This is a genomic window from Bradyrhizobium sp. 134, assembly GCF_023074155.1.
Classification (GTDB): Bacteria; Pseudomonadota; Alphaproteobacteria; order Rhizobiales; family Xanthobacteraceae; genus Bradyrhizobium.
The window spans coordinates 428246-446102 of sequence record NZ_JADPKX010000073.1 but is presented as its reverse complement, the minus strand read 5'-3'; the positions used below and the strand labels follow the sequence as shown (position 1 = coordinate 446102).

The 17857-nt window shown below is 64.8% G+C and carries 20 protein-coding genes; 14 read left to right on the top strand and 6 right to left on the bottom strand.

Annotated features, from left to right (window positions below):
- Window positions 1–224: 224 nt before the first annotated feature.
- The 10 genes from IVA75_RS30070 to IVA75_RS30025 all read left to right on the top strand — a co-directional run bounded on the left by IVA75_RS30070 (window position 225) and on the right by IVA75_RS30025 (window position 7430).
- A complete protein-coding gene (locus IVA75_RS30070) occupies window positions 225–836 on the top strand; it encodes a permease (protein ID WP_247284735.1) in 612 nt (203 codons plus the stop codon).
- A complete protein-coding gene (locus IVA75_RS30065; RefSeq protein WP_247284734.1) occupies window positions 833–1333 on the top strand; it encodes a hypothetical protein in 501 nt (166 codons plus the stop codon). Before IVA75_RS30070 ends, IVA75_RS30065 begins: the two co-directional genes overlap by 4 nt.
- A 43-nt stretch (window positions 1334–1376) precedes the next feature.
- The gene (locus IVA75_RS30060; RefSeq protein WP_035961020.1) at window positions 1377–1628 is read left to right on the top strand and encodes a hypothetical protein; all 252 of its coding nucleotides are present in this window, start codon (window positions 1377–1379) and stop codon (window positions 1626–1628) included.
- A gap of 2 nt (window positions 1629–1630) precedes the next feature.
- Entirely contained in the window at window positions 1631–2386 is a 756-nt protein-coding gene (locus IVA75_RS30055) for an ABC transporter ATP-binding protein (RefSeq protein WP_247284733.1), read from the top strand.
- Window positions 2387–2392: 6 nt separating this feature from the next.
- Window positions 2393–3262 carry a metal ABC transporter permease gene (locus IVA75_RS30050; RefSeq protein WP_007597190.1) on the top strand — a complete coding sequence of 290 codons (870 nt, stop codon included), beginning with the start codon at window positions 2393–2395 and terminating at the stop codon, window positions 3260–3262.
- Between the two features lie 5 nt (window positions 3263–3267).
- A complete protein-coding gene (locus IVA75_RS30045) occupies window positions 3268–4131 on the top strand; it encodes a zinc ABC transporter substrate-binding protein (protein ID WP_247284732.1) in 864 nt (287 codons plus the stop codon).
- Window positions 4132–4185: 54 nt separating this feature from the next.
- Window positions 4186–5229 carry a GTP-binding protein gene (locus IVA75_RS30040; protein ID WP_247284731.1) on the top strand — a complete coding sequence of 348 codons (1044 nt, stop codon included), beginning with the start codon at window positions 4186–4188 and terminating at the stop codon, window positions 5227–5229.
- Window positions 5229–6248 carry a WD40 repeat domain-containing protein gene (locus IVA75_RS30035; RefSeq protein ID WP_247284730.1) on the top strand — a complete coding sequence of 340 codons (1020 nt, stop codon included), beginning with the start codon at window positions 5229–5231 and terminating at the stop codon, window positions 6246–6248. Before IVA75_RS30040 ends, IVA75_RS30035 begins: the two co-directional genes overlap by 1 nt.
- 29 nt (window positions 6249–6277) lie before the next feature.
- Window positions 6278–6994, top strand: coding sequence for an MgtC/SapB family protein (locus tag IVA75_RS30030; protein WP_247284729.1), 717 nt, complete (start codon window positions 6278–6280; stop codon window positions 6992–6994).
- Between the two features lie 100 nt (window positions 6995–7094).
- Window positions 7095–7430 carry a hypothetical protein gene (locus IVA75_RS30025; protein WP_247284728.1) on the top strand — a complete coding sequence of 112 codons (336 nt, stop codon included), beginning with the start codon at window positions 7095–7097 and terminating at the stop codon, window positions 7428–7430.
- Between the two features lie 113 nt (window positions 7431–7543).
- Here the strand turns inward: IVA75_RS30025 and IVA75_RS30020 are convergent, their stop codons facing one another.
- The 5 genes from IVA75_RS30020 to IVA75_RS30000 all read right to left on the bottom strand — a co-directional run bounded on the left by IVA75_RS30020 (window position 7544) and on the right by IVA75_RS30000 (window position 12349).
- Complete coding sequence (locus IVA75_RS30020; protein ID WP_247284727.1) at window positions 7544–8986, bottom strand: homospermidine synthase; 1443 nt, start codon at window positions 8984–8986, stop codon at window positions 7544–7546.
- A gap of 48 nt (window positions 8987–9034) precedes the next feature.
- Window positions 9035–9424 carry a RidA family protein gene (locus tag IVA75_RS30015; RefSeq protein WP_247284726.1) on the bottom strand — a complete coding sequence of 130 codons (390 nt, stop codon included), beginning with the start codon at window positions 9422–9424 and terminating at the stop codon, window positions 9035–9037.
- Window positions 9425–9559: 135 nt separating this feature from the next.
- Complete coding sequence (locus IVA75_RS30010; RefSeq protein WP_247284725.1) at window positions 9560–10147, bottom strand: N-acetyltransferase; 588 nt, start codon at window positions 10145–10147, stop codon at window positions 9560–9562.
- A gap of 132 nt (window positions 10148–10279) precedes the next feature.
- A complete protein-coding gene (locus tag IVA75_RS30005) occupies window positions 10280–11422 on the bottom strand; it encodes a type III PLP-dependent enzyme (RefSeq protein WP_247284724.1) in 1143 nt (380 codons plus the stop codon).
- A 672-nt stretch (window positions 11423–12094) separates the two neighbouring features.
- Window positions 12095–12349 (bottom strand): hypothetical protein, encoded by a 255-nt coding sequence (locus IVA75_RS30000; protein ID WP_007597166.1) that lies wholly within the window; start codon window positions 12347–12349, stop codon window positions 12095–12097.
- Between the two features lie 135 nt (window positions 12350–12484).
- Between IVA75_RS30000 and IVA75_RS29995 the strand changes: the two genes are divergently transcribed.
- The 3 genes from IVA75_RS29995 to IVA75_RS29985 are packed head-to-tail and all read left to right on the top strand — an operon-like array spanning window position 12485 to window position 16286.
- Window positions 12485–14566, top strand: coding sequence for a M3 family metallopeptidase (locus tag IVA75_RS29995; RefSeq protein WP_247284723.1), 2082 nt, complete (start codon window positions 12485–12487; stop codon window positions 14564–14566).
- The gene (locus tag IVA75_RS29990) at window positions 14566–15204 is read left to right on the top strand and encodes a DUF1007 family protein (protein ID WP_247284722.1); all 639 of its coding nucleotides are present in this window, start codon (window positions 14566–14568) and stop codon (window positions 15202–15204) included. The genes IVA75_RS29995 and IVA75_RS29990 overlap by 1 nt, the downstream gene beginning before the upstream one ends.
- Window positions 15201–16286 (top strand): nickel/cobalt transporter, encoded by a 1086-nt coding sequence (locus IVA75_RS29985; RefSeq protein WP_247284721.1) that lies wholly within the window; start codon window positions 15201–15203, stop codon window positions 16284–16286. Before IVA75_RS29990 ends, IVA75_RS29985 begins: the two co-directional genes overlap by 4 nt.
- 45 nt (window positions 16287–16331) lie before the next feature.
- Here the strand turns inward: IVA75_RS29985 and IVA75_RS29980 are convergent, their stop codons facing one another.
- Window positions 16332–16730 (bottom strand): MAPEG family protein, encoded by a 399-nt coding sequence (locus IVA75_RS29980; RefSeq protein WP_027565541.1) that lies wholly within the window; start codon window positions 16728–16730, stop codon window positions 16332–16334.
- A gap of 79 nt (window positions 16731–16809) precedes the next feature.
- Here IVA75_RS29980 and hemH point away from each other — a divergent pair, with 79 nt between their 5' ends.
- Entirely contained in the window at window positions 16810–17847 is a 1038-nt protein-coding gene (hemH, locus tag IVA75_RS29975) for a ferrochelatase (RefSeq protein WP_247284720.1), read from the top strand.
- Window positions 17848–17857: the final 10 nt, after the last annotated feature.

Below are 17857 nucleotides of genomic sequence, written 5' to 3'. Positions count from 1 at the left end.
CAGGGCCCGGGGCTTCACGCATTCCAGGGTCGGCTTTGCCGCTCCGGAATGACGGAATTGAAAAGGCGGTCGCAGGCGCGGCCGCCTTTTTGCTGTGCGGAATTCGCACTTCGCCTCGCATGGCTCTGCGCGAGGTGCGCATCGCTCCCGTCATCGTACTGTTTGCATCGCATCCGCGGCGCCCTTAATCAGGACGGGCATCACCCTCGAGCCGAACGCGCCCGTTGTCAGAACCCTCCCCGAAAGACCCGGCGCCCGCCGAGGACGCGGAATCCGAGCCGCGGCCGGGCCGCGTGCGCAAGCCGATCGGCTGGTCGACCATCATCATCGCAGCGCTGGTGGCGGTGAGCGCGGGTCTGGTCTGGCGGCGTGACGGCACCGACGGTGTTCTCGACATACTGACCCACGATCTCTCGCTGTTCAGCGGCATCCTGCCGCGCGTGCTGGCCGGCTGCCTGCTCGGTGCGTTCATCTCCGAGATCCTGCCGCACGAAAAAGTGTCGCGCGCGCTCGGGCCGAAATCGGGCCTGAAAGGCCTTCTGATCGGCACCGCCTTCGGCGCGATCCTGCCCGGCGGTCCCTTCACCGCCTATCCCGTGGCGAGTGCGCTGCTCGCGGTCGGCGCCGATTTCGGTGCCACCATCGCCATGGTCGTGAGCTGGACCTTGATCGGCTATGGCCGGGCCGTGGCCTGGGAAATCCCGATCATGGGCACCGACTTCACGCTATGGCGCATTGTCATCTCGCTGCCGTTGCCGGTGCTCGCAGGCGCGCTCGGCCGCTTCGTCTATGTCCGGCTCTATCCGAAGCCGGCCACCAAGGACGACGAGAATTGAGCGCCGCGCTTCTGATCGACATCCTGTTGTGGGGCTCGGTGTTCGGCGTTGGCCTGATCGCCTATCGCCGCGGCCCACCGGTGTTCAAGGCCTCGCTGCGCGAAGGCTCGATGGACTTCATCAACATCGTGCCACGGATCGCGCTGGGGGTGATCGGCTCCGGCTACATCGCCGCCATCATCCCGCAGGAGGTGATCAGCGGCTGGCTAGGCCCGGACAGCGGCTGGCTCGGGGTCGCGACTGCCGTGGTCGCCGGGGCCGCGACGCCCGGCGGCCCGGTGATCGGGTTCTCCATCGGTACGGTGGCGCTGAAATCGGGCGGTGGGGTGCCGCAGGTGGTCGCCTATGTCGTCGCCTGGGCGCTGTTTGCCTTCCAGCGGGTGATTTTGTGGGAAATTCCCTTCATGCCGGGCCGTTTCGTCTGGTTCCGCTGTGCGGTCTCGCTGCCGTTCCCGTTCGTCGCCGCCGCCATTTCCATGGTGATTGGCAAGCCTTGAGCCCGGCGTGGACAGGGGTAATGTTATAATATAACGTTTCGGCATGGTTCCCGCCGCGTCCCCAGCCCATCATCACGACCATGCTCATGGCCATTCCCATGATCACGGGCATTCGCACGGACACGATCACAGCCACCCGCTTAACACCCACGCCCATGTCCACGATGCGGCCTCTCCGCATCCGGCTCAGGCGGCGCACTGGTCGATCCTGCGCATGACGATGGCCGCCCGCCTCGCGGCCGCGCTCGCGGTCTGCGCCGTGCTCTGGGGCGTGGTCTTCCTGGCAATGAGGTGACCATGGCGGCGCTGCATTTTCACAACGTTACGCTCGGCTATGACCGCCATCCGGCCGTGCACCATCTCAATGGTGAGGTCGCGCCGGGTGCGTTGCTGGCCGTGATCGGCCCGAACGGCGCCGGCAAGTCGACGCTGCTGCGCGGCATCGTCGGCATCCTCAGGCCGCTCGACGGCAGCATCCATCTCGGCGGGCTCGACAGCCGCGATATCGCCTATCTGCCGCAGAGCGCGGAGATCGACCGCAGCTTCCCGATCTCGGTGCTGGACTTCGTTGCCACCGGTCTGTGGCGTGGGACCGGCCTGTTCGGCGGCATCGGCAAGGCGGCGCGCGAAAAGATCCTCCGCGCCATCGCTTCCGTTGGCCTCAACGGCTTCGAGAACCGCCCGATCGGCACACTCTCGGGCGGCCAGATGCAGCGCGTGCTGTTCGCGCGCGTACTGCTCCAGGACGCGCGGCTGATCGTGCTGGACGAGCCCTTCAACGCCATCGACAGCAAGACCACGGCCGATCTGCTGACGCTGGTGAAGCACTGGCATGGCGAGGGCCGCACCGTGCTCGCCGCACTGCACGACATGGAGATGGTGCGCACCCATTTCAGCGAGACGCTGGTGCTGGCGCGCGGCCCTGTGGCGTGGGGGCCGACGGCGGAGGTGCTGACGCCGGAAAACCTGATGGTCGCGATGCGGATGTGCGAAGCCTTCGACGACAGCGCCGCCGCCTGCTCGGCCGATGATGCCCGCTCACGGGCGGCTTGATATCCGATGCTCTATGACGCGCTGATCGGCCCGTTCACCGAATTCGAGTTCATGCGACGTGCGCTTGCGGCCGTCATCGCGCTGTCGCTCGCGGGTGCGCCGATCGGCGTGTTCCTGATGTTGCGGCGGATGAGCCTGGTCGGCGACGCCATGGCACATGCAATCCTTCCCGGCGCCGCTGTCGGTTTTCTGCTCTCAGGTCTCAATCTGTTCGCGATGACGGCCGGAGGCCTGATCGCAGGTTTTGCCGTCGCGATCCTCGCAGGCCTCGTCGCGCGCTCGACCGGGTTGAAGGAGGATGCCTCGCTCGCGACCTTCTATCTGGCATCGCTGGCGCTGGGCGTGACGATCGTCTCGATCAAGGGCACCAATATCGACCTGCTGCACGTGCTGTTCGGCAATATACTCGCGATGGACGACCAGACGCTGCTGGTCGTCGCCTTCAACGCCACGGTGACGCTGCTGGTGCTCGCGGTGATCTACCGGCCGCTGGTGATCGAAAGTGTCGACCCCTTGTTCTTGCGCACCGTGAGCCGGGCTGGCGGGCCTGCGCATCTCGCCTTCCTCGCGCTGGTCGTGATCAACCTCGTCAACGGCTTTCAGGCGCTCGGCACGCTGCTCGCGGTCGGTCTGATGATCCTGCCGGCCGGCATCGCGCGGTTCTGGTCGCGCGATCTCACCGTCATGATCTGCATCGCGGTCGTCGCTGCCGCAGTCTCCGGCTATGCCGGCCTCGTGCTGTCGTTCCAGACCCGTGTGCCCTCGGGCCCTGCGATCATTCTGGTGGCGAGCGCGCTTTACACCGTCTCCGTCCTGTTCGGCCGGGTCGGCGGCGTCGTCAGGCAGCTGTTTCCCGGCCGGCATCTGGAAGCGTGATAGCGATGCGGCGCATCCTGCTTTGTGTGCTTCTGCTGATTGCCTCGCCGCTGCACGCCGCGGAGCAACTGAAGGTCGTCGCGAGCTTCTCGATCCTCGCCGATTTCGTCCGCAATGTCGGCGGCGACCGGATCAATCTGACGACGCTGGTCGGGGCCGACAGCGACGTCCATGTCTACACGCCCGCGCCAAGCGATGCGAAGCGGATCGCGGACGCAAAGCTCGTCGTCGTCAACGGACTTGGTCTCGAGGGTTGGCTGCCGCGCCTCGTGCAGTCCTCGGGCAGCAAGGCGCAGGTGGTCAACGCGAGCGCCGGCATCGCGCCGCTCAAGTTCGGCTCGGCCGCCGACCCCCATGGCTGGCAGTCCGTCCCCAACGCGAAGGTCTATGTCACCGACATCGCCGATGCGCTGGCTGCGGCCGACCCCGATGATGCGGAGTTCTTCCGCGCCCAGGCCAAGGCCTATCTGGAAAAGCTCGAAACGCTCGACCGCGAGGTCCGCGAAGCCGTGGCCAAAATCCCGCAAGAGCGGCGCAAGGTGATCTCGACCCATGACGCTTTCGGGTATTTCGCCGCCGAATACGGCGTCCAGTTCATCGCGCCGCTCGGCGTCTCCACGGAAACCGAGCCCAGCGCGCGGGACATCGCCACCATCATCGGCCAGATCAAGGCCCAAAAAATCCCGGCCGTGTTCCTGGAAAATATCAGCGACGACCGGCTGATCCGGCGGATCGCGGCGGAGACCGGCTCAAAAGTCGGCGGGACCCTGATTTCGGACGGTTTGACCGGCGAAAAGGGGCCTGCACCCACTTACATTGATATGGTCAGGCACAATATAAAGGCCCTGACCAGCGCGCTTGACCACTAGGGCAGGGGCCACCCCGCCTCGCGTCGCGTGAAAAGCCCGAAGTCCGGAGTTGTTATGTCTGAAGCGACCGCCCCAAAAATTCCCGTGACCGTCCTGACCGGCTATCTCGGTGCCGGCAAGACCACGCTGTTGAACCGCATCCTGTCGGAAAACCACGGCAAGAAGTACGCCGTCATCGTCAACGAATTCGGCGAGATCGGCATCGACAACGACCTCATCATCGGCGCCGATGAGGAAGTGTTCGAGATGAACAACGGCTGCATCTGCTGCACCGTGCGCGGCGATCTCGTGCGCATCATGGAAGGCCTGATGAAGCGCAAGGGCAAGTTCGACGCCATCATCGTCGAGACCACCGGTCTTGCCGATCCGGCACCGGTGGCCCAGACCTTCTTCGTCGACGAGGACGTGCAGAAGAACGCGCGCCTTGACGCGGTCGTGACGGTCGCGGATGCCAAGTGGCTGTCCGACCGTCTCAAGGACGCGCCCGAGGCCAAGAACCAGATCGCCTTTGCCGACGTCATCGTGCTGAACAAGACCGATCTCGTAACCAAGGGCGAGCTTGCCGAGGTCGAGGCCCGCATCCGCGCCATCAACCCCTATGCGAAGCTGCACCGCACCGAGCGCTGCTCGGTGGCTTTGGCGGACGTGCTCGACCGCGGCGCCTTCGATCTCGACCGCATCCTCGACATCGAGCCGGACTTCCTGAATGCCGAGGACCACGACCATGATCATCATCACCACGGTCACGACCATCATCACGATCATGATCACGGCCACGGCCTGAAGCACTATCACGACGAGGACATGCAATCGCTGTCGCTCAAGACCGACAAGCCGCTTGATCCGAACGTGTTCATGCCCTGGCTCCAGAACCTGGTGCAGGTCGAGGGCGGCAAGATCCTGCGCTCCAAGGGCATCCTCGCTTTCCACGACGACGACGACCGCTACGTCTTCCAGGGCGTCCACATGATGCTGGAGGGCAACCACCAGCGGAAGTGGAAGGACGGCGAACCGCGCGAGAGCCGCCTCGTCTTCATCGGCCGCGAATTGCCGCAAGATCTCATTCGCCAAGGTTTTGAGAGCTGCATCGTCTCGTGATGAAAGAGTTTACGCCGCCCGCCGATTCCGCCTCGATCGTCTCCGTCACCGAGCGCGTCAAACCGCTCGCGCTCGGGATGGTCGTGACCTCCGTGCATTTCCTTGGGCCCCGCGCTGCCTTCGTCGGCGGCGAGGAGAACGTCGCGTTCGTGGATGGCCAGGGCGAGATCAGCAAGGTCGCCGTGCACAGCGGCGGCATTCTCTCGGCCGCCTCCGACGGCAAGCGCCTCATGATGGGCGGCGACGATGGAAAAGTCGTATCGCTCGACGCCAAGGGCGAAGTGACGCTGCTTGCCACCGACCCGAAGCGGCGCTGGATCGATGCGGTAGCGCTGCATCCGGACGGTGCCTACGCCTGGTCGGCCGGCAAGACTGCTTTCTTCAACAGCGGCAAGAGCGAGGAGAAGTCGCTCGAGGTGCCCTCGACCGTCGGCGGCCTCGCGTTTGCGCCGAAGGGCCAGCGTCTCGCGATTGCTCATTACAACGGCGCGACGCTGTGGTTTCCCAACATGGCGGGATCGGCGGAATTCCTGCCCTGGGCCGGCTCGCATCTCGGCGTCACCTTCAGCCCGGACAACAAATTCCTGGTCACCACGATGCACGAATCGGCGCTGCACGGCTGGCGGCTTGCCGACAACAGGCACATGCGCATGACCGGCTATCCCGGCCGCGTCCGCTCGATGTCGTGGAGCGCGGGCGGCAAGGGGCTCGCGACTTCGGGCGCCGACACCGTCATCATATGGCCGTTCGCCAGCAAGGACGGCCCGATGGGCAAGGAGCCTGCGATGCTCGCGCCGCTCCAGGCGCGCGTGTCGGTCGTTGCCTGCCATCCCAGGAACGACATCTTCGCCGCCGGCTATAGCGACGGCACCGTGCTGATGGTGCGTCTGGAGGACGGCGCCGAGATCCTCGTCCGCCGCAATGGCACCCCGCCGGTGGCCGCGCTCGCCTGGAATGCCAAGGGGACGCTGCTGGCGTTTGCCGACGAAAATGGCGACGGCGGCCTGCTCGAGCTTTAATCTGTCATCGTTTGACCGTAGATGGGGCCATGCGGTTTCTGACGACCTTCCAGCTCGCTGACTTCGCGGACACGCTGGTCAGCCTGTTCACGGCCTTCGTGCTGGGCACGCTGATCGGTGCCGAGCGGCAATACCGGCAGCGCACCGCGGGCCTGCGTACCAACGTGCTGGTCGCGGTCGGCGCCGCCGCCTTCGTCGATCTCGCCATGCACCTGACCGGCGCCGACGGCGCGGTGCGGGTGATCTCCTACGTTGTCTCGGGCATCGGCTTTCTCGGCGCCGGCGTCATCATGAAGCAGGGCATGGACGTGCGCGGGCTCAATACCGCGGCGACGCTGTGGGCTTCGGCCGCGGTCGGCTCCTGCGCCGGCGCCGACATGGTCGCGCAGGCCGCGGCGCTCACCGTCTTCGTCATTGCCGGCAACACCATGCTGCGGCCGCTGGTCAACGCCATCAACCGCATCCCTCTCAACGAGAAGACCTCCGAGGCGACCTATTACTTCAAGCTCGCGGTCGCACCGGACGCCTTGCCCGAAATGCGTGACCGGCTCGTTGAGAAGCTCGAGGGCGCAAAATATCTGGTGGCCGATATCGAAATGGTCGAAACCGGGGATGATCTGATCGAGATCGTGGCAAAGCTGGTCGCGAGCGCCGTCGATCCAAACGAGCTGAATGCAGTGGCCACCGATCTCCAGCACCTGCCCGGCGTCCGCCACGCCACCTGGGAAGTCAGCACCACGGACTGAGCGCGGCGATTGGGCGCGCAGCCGCCGAGTTCCCGCACCACGGGCAGGGAACCGCGGACCGGCGATTTCGTTGATCCCACGGACAAAGGCGGATATCGACATGCCCGGCCAATATGACAAGCGCAGACTGAAGCTCGACCTGATGGTTGCCTGCTCGCTGTTCGCAGCAGGAGTTGTGGTCTCGGGCATGTCGCTGGCGCAAATCCGCGCCGAGACCCGGATGCAGACGGCCCAGGCGACGCAGCCCCTTCAGGGCACGCCGTCTGACGATCAGAACAAGCCCGCGGAAGCCAAGCCCGGCGGCGACCGGCCGACCACGCCCGCCCCAGAGCCGGCGCGACCCGACCCGCAGACGCAGGGCGCTGCCGGTGCGCCTAAACCAGCATTGCCGCCGGCGCCAGCCGAGAAGATCGCGCCGCCGATCGAGAGGAAGTAGCTAACTGCCAGTTGTGGCGTCATGGCCGGGCTTGTCCCGGCCATCCACGTTCTTGGAATCGCGAGAAAGAAAGTGCGCGGATGCCCGGGACAAGTCCTGGCATGACGGCATGATCACCGCACCAAAACGTTCCGAAACTGCCAGGGATCGCTGGTGTCGATATCTTCCGGAAACAGTCCAGGACGATCCGTCAGCGGGGTCCAGTCGGTGTAGAAACCCTTGACCGGCCCGAGATACGGCAGCTGAATTTCCAGCAGACGGTCGAAATCCATCTCGTCGGCTTCGACGATGCCCTCGTTCGGGTTTTCCAGCGCCCACACCATGCCGCCGAGCACGGCGGAGGTCACCTGCAGGCCGGTGGCGTTCTGATAGGGCGCGAGCTTGCGGGTCTCCTCGATGGAGAGCTGCGAGCCGAACCAATAGGCATTGTTGTCATGGCCGAACAGCAGCACGCCGAGTTCGTCGATGCCGTCGACGATTTCGTTCTCGTCGAGGATGTGGTGCTTTTCCTGCATCTTAGCGGCGCGGCCGAACATTTCATGCAGCGACAGCACGGCATCGTCAGCCGGATGATAGGCATAGTGGCAGGTCGGACGATAGACCGCCGTGCCCGATGCGTCGTGCACGGTGAAATAGTCCGCGATCGAGATCGACTCGTTGTGGGTGACAAGGAAGCCATACTGCGCGCCGCGGGTCGGGCACCAGGTGCGCACGCGGGTATTGGCGCCGGGCTGCATCAGATAGATGGCGGCGCCGCAGCCGGATTCGTGGGTGCGCGCATTCTCGGGCATCCATTTTTCGTGGGTGCCCCAGCCGAGTTCTGATGGCTGCACGCCTTCCGACAGGAAACCTTCCACCGACCAGGTGTTGACGAAGACATCGGGCTCTTTCGGCTTCTTGGAGCGCTGGGTGTCGCGTTCGGCGATGTGGATGCCCTTGATGCCGGCCTGTCGCATCAAGTCCGCCCATTCGGCTTTGGTCTTCGGCTTGGGGGCATTGAGCTTCAGGTCAGCGGCGACGTTGAGCAGCGCCTGCTTGACGAAAAACGAGACCATGCCGGGATTGGCGCCACAGCAGGAGACCGCTGTCGTCGAGCCTGCAGGGCGCGCCTTCTTGGCGGCCAGCGTTGCTTCGCGAAGGGCGTAATTGGAGCGCGCTTCCGGGCCTTTCGAGGAGTCGAAATAGAAGCCGAGCCAGGGCTCGTTGACGGTGTCGATATAGAGAGCGCCGAGCTCGTTGCAGAGCTCCATGATGTCGGTTGAACCGGTGTCGACCGAGAGATTGACGCAAAAGCCCTGGCCGCCGCCCTCAGTGAGCAGCGGGGTCAGCAACTCCCGATAATTGTCCTTGGTCACGCCCTTCTGGATGAAGCGCACATTGTGCTTCTCGCAATGAGCCTTGCGACCCTCGTCCTTCGGATCGATCACGGTAACGCGCGACTTGTCGTAATCGAGATGCCGCTCGATCAGCGGCAACGTGCCTTTGCCGATGGAGCCGAAGCCGACCATGACGATGGGACCAGTGATCTTCGCGTAGATCTGCGAGGCGGGGCTCATGGGATGGTTTCTCCGGAACGTGCGGGCGAACAAATGGTGAGGGATGGCTCAGGCGCTGCGGCGCTTGGCAGTGGCTTCGATTTCGACCTTCATCTCGGGCCTGTAGAGCGCCGAGACGACGAGAAGCGTGGCGGCCGGGCGGATCTCGCCGAGGACTTCGCCGCAGACCGCGAAATGCGCGTCCGCATCCTTGATGTCGGTGAGGTAGTAGGTCACGCGGACGATGTCGGCCATCTCGAAGCCACCCTCCTTCAGGGCAGCTTCGATGGTCTTGAAGCAGTTGCGTGACTGGTTCGTGACATCGGCCGGCATTGTCATCGTGGTGTAGTCGTAACCGGTGGTCCCCGCGACGAAGGCGAACTCGCCGTCGATCACGGCGCGGCTGTAGCCGGCGGTCTTCTCGAACGGGGAGCCGGTGGAAATCAGGCGGCGGGACATTGGTCGTGGGCCTCGACTGAAGGGGGCGTTTGGCGGGTTAAAGGGCGTTTCTCAGGCCCGCGCAACCCTAAAGCAAAGGGCACGCGCGAGCATCTCCGCTCGGCGCGGCTTCGGTATCGCCATCATGGCAATCCCTTACGCCGCGCGCGCCTCGAGGCCGCGAACTACCCTCCGTTTGGGTAGGGCCGCGCCAGTCGGGACGATCATCCCCTCGGCGCCATCCAGCGCACCGGCATGGAATTCGATCGCCAGCAGGCGGTCGCGCTCGAACGGACCGGGCAGCGACAGCTCGCCGGTGTTGGCGGCGGAGAAGCCGAAGCGGGCGTAATAAGGGGCATCGCCGAGCAGGATCACGGCGGCATGCCCGCGCGCCCGGGCGGCAGCCAGCGCTTGTTGCATCAGCGCGGCGCCGATCCCGAGCTCGCGGCAGGCAGGGTCCACCGCCAGCGGTCCGAGGACCAGAGCGGGCCTGCCTCCGGCGCTGACGTGCCACAGCCGCACGGTTCCCACGAGCTTCCCCTCGCGCATCGCGGTCAGCGCGAGGCCGGCTGCGGGTGCGCGTCCGTCACGCAGGCGCTGGCAGGTGCGGCCATGGCGGTTCTCGCCAAAGGACGCATCGAGCAGCGCTTCACGCATCGCAACGTCGGCCGCACGCTCCGCACGGATCGCGAACGGAGCGGCTTTCGAGGTGGGATCAACCTGTGTCTTTCGAAGAGCAGTCATGGCGCGTCAGTCCCCGCTTGAAACGGACGTGCCCAAAGCACGCCGGTCCAAGGCGTCGTCAGAAATCGAAATGTCAGGGAGGGAGCCGGCAAGCCGGCTCCCGGGTTCGTCAGGCCTCGGAAAGAGAGGCGATCAGATATGGTAGGTCTTCAGCGGCGGGATGCCGTTGAACGCCACCGCCGAGTAGGTCGACGTATAGGCCCCGGTGCCTTCGATCAACAGCTTGTCGCCGATCTCGAGCGTCACCGGAAGCGGATACGGGTTCTTCTCGTACAGCACGTCGGCGCTGTCGCAGGTCGGGCCCGCGAGCACGCACGGCGTCATGTCCGCACCGTCATGCGGGGTGCGGATGGCGTAACGGATCGACTCGTCCATGGTCTCGGCGAGACCGCCGAACTTGCCGATGTCCAGATAGACCCAGCGCACCTCGTCTTCGTCGCTCTTCTTCGAGATGAGCACGACTTCGGACTCGATGATGCCGGCGTTGCCCACCATGCCGCGGCCCGGCTCGATGATGGTCTCCGGAATTTGGTTGCCGAAGTGCTTGCGCAGCGCGCGGAAGATCGAGCGCCCGTAGGTCACCACCGGCGGCACGTCCTTCAGGTACTTGGTCGGGAAACCGCCGCCCATGTTGACCATGGTCAGGTTGATGCCGCGCTCGGCGCAGTCGCGGAACACCTGCGAGGCCATCGCCAGCGCACGGTCCCACGCCTTCACCTTGCGCTGCTGCGAGCCGACATGGAAGGAGATGCCGCACGGCTCCAGGCCCAGACGCTTGGCAACGTCGAGCACGTCGACGGCCATCTCCGGGTCGCAGCCGAACTTGCGCGACAGCGGCCATTCGGCGCCGGCGCAGTCGTAGAGGATGCGGCAGAACACCTTTGCGCCGGGCGCGGCACGGGCGATCTTCTCGACCTCGGCGGTGCAATCGACCGCGAACAGCCGAATGCCGAGCGCGAAGGCGCGCGCGATGTCGCGCTCCTTCTTGATCGTGTTGCCGAAGGAGATGCGGTCGGGCGTCGCACCGGCGGCCAGCGCCATCTCGATCTCGGCGACCGTGGCGGTGTCGAAGCAGGAGCCCATGGAGGCGAGCAAAGCCAGCACTTCCGGCGCCGGGTTCGCCTTGACGGCATAGAACACGCGGCTGTCGGGCAGCGCCTTGGCAAAGGTCTGGTAATTGTCGCGCACGACTTCGAGGTCGACGACGAGGCACGGTTCGGTGTCGAGGCCCTCGCTGCGGCGGTTGCGCAGGAATTCCTGAATACGGTCGGTCATAGCACTCTCCCAAACGGCCCAGCGACGGGGATCCGTTCAAAAAATGACGTCGGATAAGAGCGCTCCGGCCAGATCGCGCGATGGAGGCGCGACGAGCCAAAGACTCACATCAGACTGTGCTGCCGTGGATTGGTTGGGAATGTTCCCGCCCGCACACCTGGCAATGAAGGACAAGCCTTTTCAGTAGCCCGCGCCGGCGTTGGACTGCCGGTAGAGACCAAAAAAGCCCGATCCGTCGTTGCTTTAAGTCGCGTCCCCCGTTGAGAGCGGGGTGCGCCGGTTCGCCTCCGGCTGCCAGTCACGGTTGCAAAGAGCAAAGTCACCTTCGACAAGGCATCTCTTTGAGAGAGATGCTGGACGCTCCGGGTTTGCTTTCGTCTTCCGGCTATCAGCCTTCCGACTTCCGCACTTCCGAAGAGCCCCTCGGCTTCTTCACCCCTTGGCGGCTGTCCGGCCTCTTGTCCGGATACCTACCGACTGACACACGACCACAGGCACGTGCGAAATTGGGCAATCCGCACATAAGTGTTTTGACTCTGCTTCGCAAGAGATTTTTTAGACTGCGAACAGAATTGCCTAACATCTGCTTGCGCAGTGTTGCGCGAGCGACGCGGAAGATGAACGCGCGTTAAGTTTTCTGTGCGGCGCGCGTCACTCGCGCGCGTGCGCGCTTCAGCCGCGCTTCGTGAACGGCTCGACGCGCTGAGCGGCGCGGATGAAGGCAGTCATCACGAGCACGCCGAGTGCAAACAGCGCGGCCTGAAGGATGTGCGTGCCCTGCTCGCCCAGCCCGAACAGGATCGCGAGCGCCCAGCCGCCGGCAAACGCCGCGCCGAACACCTCGGCGCCGATCAGGATGGCGGCGCTGATGACGGTGATGACGCTCGGCCAGACGATCCGACGGGAAGACGAGGAGGTCGCGTTCATGAGCTCAGGGGTCCTAGGCTTGGAGGGCCGCAATCTCCCCGAAAAGGCAGTCGGGAGCAAGGGCAAATGGCCCAAAAAAGCCCCATCGCGTGCTATAGCTGGCCGCAACAATCGAGCCACAAATCGGGACTTGTAATGTCAGAACCCCGCCAAACTACGGACTCCGAGACCAACCCGCTGCTGAAGGCCTGGGTGACGCCATTTGCGACCCCGCCCTTCGACGAGATCAAGCCGGAGCACTTCCTCCCGGCCTTCGAGCAGGCCTTCGCCGACCACTCCGCCGAGATCGCAGCGATCACCAACGACCCGACCGCGGCCGACTTCGCCAACACCATCACGGCGCTGGAGCGCTCGGGCAAGCTGCTCAGCAAGGTCGCGTCGGTCTTCTACGACCTCGTCTCGGCGCATTCCAACCCGGCCATCCTGGAGATCGACAAGGAGGTTTCCTTGCGGATGGCGCGGCACTGGAATCCGATCATGATGAACGCCGTGCTGTTTGGCCGCATCGCCCAGCTGCACGAGAACCGCGCCAATCTCGGTCTGACACCGGAACAGCTCCGCCTGCTCGAGCGCACCTACACCCGCTTCCACCGCTCCGGCGCCGGCCTCTCCGAGGAGGCCAAGACGCGGATGGCGGAGATCAACGAGAGACTCGCCCAGCTCGGGACCAGCTTCAGTCATCATCTGCTCGGCGACGAGCAGGAATGGTTCATGGAGCTCGGCGAAGCCGACCGCCAGGGCCTGCCGGAGAGTTTTGTCGCCAGCGCCAAGGCTGCGGCAGAAGAACGCGGCATGGCCGGCAAGGCCATCGTCACCCTGTCGCGCTCCTCGGTCGAACAGTTCCTGAAGAGCTCGGCCCGGCGTGACCTGCGCGAGAAGGTCTACAAGGCTTTCACCGCGCGGGGCGACAACGGCAATTACAACGACAACAACGCGACCATCGTCGAGGTCCTGAAGCTGCGCGAGGAGAGCGCCAATCTCCTGGGCTACCCGACCTTCGCGGCCTACCGGCTCGAGGATTCCATGGCCAAGACACCGGAAGCGGTGCGCGGCCTTCTGGAGCGGGTCTGGAAGCCGGCGCGGGCGCGGGCGCTCGCCGACCGCGACGACATGCAGGTGCTGATCACGGAGGAAGGCGGCAATTTCAAGCTCGCGCCCTGGGACTGGCGCTTCTACGCCGAAAAGCTGCGTCTTCAGCGCGCCAATTTCGACGACGCGGCGATCAAGCCGTATCTCGCGCTCGACCACATGATCGCCGCCGCCTTCGACTGCGCCACGCGCCTGTTCGGCGTCACCTTCGAGGAGCGCAAGGACGTGCCGGTCTGGCATCCGGACGTCCGGGTCTGGGAGATGAAGGGGCGGGACGGCAAGCACAAGGCGCTGTTCTATGGCGACTACTTCGCCCGGCCGTCGAAGCGCTCCGGCGCCTGGATGACATCGCTGCGGGACCAGCAGAAGCTCGACGGCGAGGTCGCGCCGCTGATCCTCAACATCTGCAACTTCTCCAAGGGCGCGGATGGGGAACCCTCGCTGCTGTCGCCCGACGACGCCCGCACCCTGTTCCACGAGTTCGGCCACGGCCTGCACGGCATGCTCTCCAACGTGACCTATCCGTCGCTGTCGGGCACCTCAGTATTCACCGACTTCGTCGAGCTACCCTCGCAGCTGTACGAGCACTGGCAGGAGCGGCCGGAGGTGCTGCAGCAGTTCGCGCGCCATTACCAGACCGGCGAGCCGCTGCCGGACGACCTCCTGCAACGCTTCCTCGCCGCGCGAAAATTCAACCAGGGTTTTGCTACCGTCGAGTTCGTCTCCTCGGCGCTGGTCGATCTCGAATTCCACACCCAGCCGGCCTCCGCCGCGCAGGATGTCCGCGCCTTCGAGAGACGCGAGCTGGAAAAGATCGGCATGCCCGAGGAAATCTCGCTGCGTCATCGGCCGACGCAATTCGGTCACATCTTCACCGGCGATCATTATGCCGCCGGCTATTACAGCTACATGTGGTCTGAGGTGATGGACGCCGACGCCTTCGGTGCATTCGAGGAAGCCGGCGACATCTTCGATCCGGCCGTCGCAAAACGTCTGCACGACGACATCTACTCGAGCGGCGGATCGGTTGATCCGGAAGCGGCCTATGAGGCCTTCCGCGGCCGGCCGCCGGAGCCGGACGCGCTGCTGCGCCGCCGCGGCCTGCTCGACGCTCCGAAGGCGGCCTGATGGGCATGCGCGCCCTGTTCGGGCTGCTGCTCGCTGTCGCCCTGTCGCTCGCGGCAGGCGCGGCGCAGGCGCATCCGCATGTCTGGATCACCGCGACCAGTGAACTGCTCTACGCCGAGGACGGCACCATCACCGGCGTGCGCCACGCCTGGACGTTTGACGACATGTTCTCGGCCTATGCCGTGCAGGGGTTGGAGAGCAAGGCCAAGGGTGCCTATACGCGCGAGGAGCTGGGTTCACTGGCGCAGACCAATGTCGAGTCGCTGAAGGAATATGCCTACTTCACCTTCGCGCGAGCCGACGGCAAGAAGGAGCGATTCCAGGAGCCGGTTGACTACTTCCTCGACTACAAGGATACGGTCCTGACCCTGCACTTCACGCTGCCCCTGAAGAACCCGGTCAAGCCCAGGCAATTGGTGCTCGAAGTGTTCGACCGCTCCTTCTTCATCGACTTCCAGATGGCCAAGGACAATCCGGTCAAGCTGGTCGGCGCGCCCGCCGGCTGCCAGATGAAACTTGACCGGCCGAGCGACGGCACCGCGACCGCGCAGAAGCTCAATGAGCAGACTTTTATGAACGGCGAGAATTCCAGTTTCGGCATGATGTTCGCCAACAAGATCACGGTGGATTGCCCTTGAAGCCGCAACTCACGCCCATGGCGCGCGGGCTCGCTGTCTGCGCCGGCGTTCTTCTCGTCGTGAGCGTGACCGATGCGGCGCTCCACGATCTCCTCGCGCAGAACCCGTTCGGCGCGCCGCGTTCGCCACAAGCTGCCCAGCCCGAGGCCGGCGGCTTGATCGGCTGGCTGTTGGCAAAACAGTCGGAATTCTATCGCCAGATGTCGGCGACCATCCGCGCCGCGAAGTCCGATGGCTCCGCGGTGTGGACGCTGCTCTTCATCTCGTTTGCCTATGGCATCTTCCACGCGGCTGGTCCCGGGCACGGCAAGGCGGTGATCGCCTCCTATCTCGTCGCCAATCGCGAGACCGCCCGGCGCGGCATCGTGCTGTCGTTTGCCTCCGCGTTGATGCAGTCGCTGGTGGCCATCCTGATCGTCGGCATCTCGGCCTGGGTGCTGAATGCGACCGCCAAGACCATGTGTAAGGCGGAAGGCGCGATCGAGATCGCAAGCTACGCGCTGATCGCGCTGTTCGGCCTGCGCCTGGTCTGGGTCAAAGGCCGCACTTTCATCCGTACGCTGCAGGCGGTTCAGCCGGTGCCGGCGATCGCGGGCGTGCCGCATGATCACCACCATCACGATGCGCACGATCATCATGGCCACGATCACGCCCAGGCCCATCATCACCACCAGCATGACCACGTTCACGACGAGCATTGCGGCCATTCCCACGGTCCCACGCCGAGCGAACTCGCCGGCTCCGGTGGCTGGGGACGCGGCTTTGCCGCGATCCTGACCGTCGGCATCCGCCCCTGTTCGGGCGCGATCCTGGTGCTGGTGTTCGCGCTGGCCCAGGGCCTGTTCTGGGCCGGCATTGCCGCGACCCTGCTGATGGGGCTCGGCACCGCGATCACGGTCGCGGCCATCGCTGTGGTCGCCGTCTCCGCCAAGGACATCGCCGCCCGCCTGAGCGCCGGACGCGACGGCGGCGGCGCACTGTTCATGCGCGGCATCGAATTCGCCGCCGCCGGCGTCGTGCTGCTGTTCGGCGCGGGTCTGTTGTTGGGCTACGTCGCGGCCGAACGGACGACGTGTTTCTGAGTTTTTCCCTCACCTTCTCCCGCAAGGGAGAAGGAAGGAAAGGTGTCACACCGGCAAGAACTGCTTCAACGCTGGCATGAAGAAGATCCCGAGATTGATCGCAAAGCCGATGCTCCAGAGAATGGAGCGCAGCGTCGGGCGGTTGCCGAGATAGGTCAGCACATAGGCGATCCGTACGATCAGGAACAGCACCGCGAGCTCGTCGATCAGGCGCTGCGGCGAATCCCTGTATTCGGCGAGCAGCACCGCAAAGGCGAAGAACGGAAAGGTCTCGATGCCGTTCTGATGCGCGCCGAGCGCGCGCTGAGCGATGGCGTCCTCGAAGAAGGCTGGATCGCGCGGCCGCGAATTGTCGAAGCCGCGAAATCTGATCCATTTGATCGAGACGATCGTTAAGAGATAGAGCAGCAGCGCCCCGAAAACGCACCATTCCGCCAGCGTCATGGTTCTCCCCCTGTGTACTGACCCTAGCGAAACCGCCCCAATCTTGACAAGTTCGGAACAACGCGCGACGCAACGGATCATGATGACAATCGCTCCCAGCCAGGCCGCGATGCCGGCCACGCAGCCCGGCCCCTCGCGCGTCGGTGTGCTCCTGGTCAATCTCGGCACGCCCGATACCGCCGACGCGCGCGGCGTGCGGGTCTATCTGAAGGAGTTCCTCTCGGACGCCCGCGTCATCGAGAATCAAGGCTTGATCTGGAAGGCGGTGCTGAACGGCATCATCCTGCGCACCCGCCCCCGCGCCAAGGCACGCGACTATCTCAAGATCTGGAACACCGAGAAGAACGAGTCGCCGCTCAAGACCATCACGCGCTCGCAGAGCGACAGGCTCGCGGCCATGCTTTCGGACCGCGACCAGGTCACGGTGGAGTGGGCGATGCGCTATGGTAATCCTTCGATCAAGTCGGGCATCGATGCCCTGATTGCGAAGGGCTGCGATCGCATCCTTGCCGTACCGCTCTATCCGCAATATTCGGCTGCGACATCCGCCACCGTCTGCGACGAGGTGTTTCGCGTGCTTGCGCGGCTGCGCGCGCAGCCGACGCTGCGGGTGACGCCGCCTTACTACGAGGACGAAGCCTATATCGAGGCGCTCGCCACCTCGATCGAGACGCATCTGGCGAGCCTGCCCTTCAAGCCGGAGCTGATCGTCGCCTCATTCCACGGCATGCCGAAGGCCTATGTCGACAAGGGCGATCCCTATCAGGGCCAATGCGTCGCGACCACCGAGGCGCTGCGCCGCCGGCTGGGCATGGATGAGACAAAGCTGCTGCTGACCTTCCAGTCGCGGTTCGGATTCGACGAGTGGCTGCAGCCCTACACCGACAAGACCATGGAGCGTCTGGCGAAAGAGGGCGTGCGCCGCATCGCGGTGATCACGCCGGGTTTTTCCGCCGACTGCCTCGAGACGCTGGAGGAGATCGCGCAGGAGAATGCCGAGATCTTCAAGCACAATGGCGGCGAGCAGTTTTCCGCGATCCCCTGCCTCAACGACAGCGACCCCGGCATGGATGTGATCCGAACGCTGGTGCTGCGCGAGCTCCAGGGCTGGATCTAGTGAGCCTGGA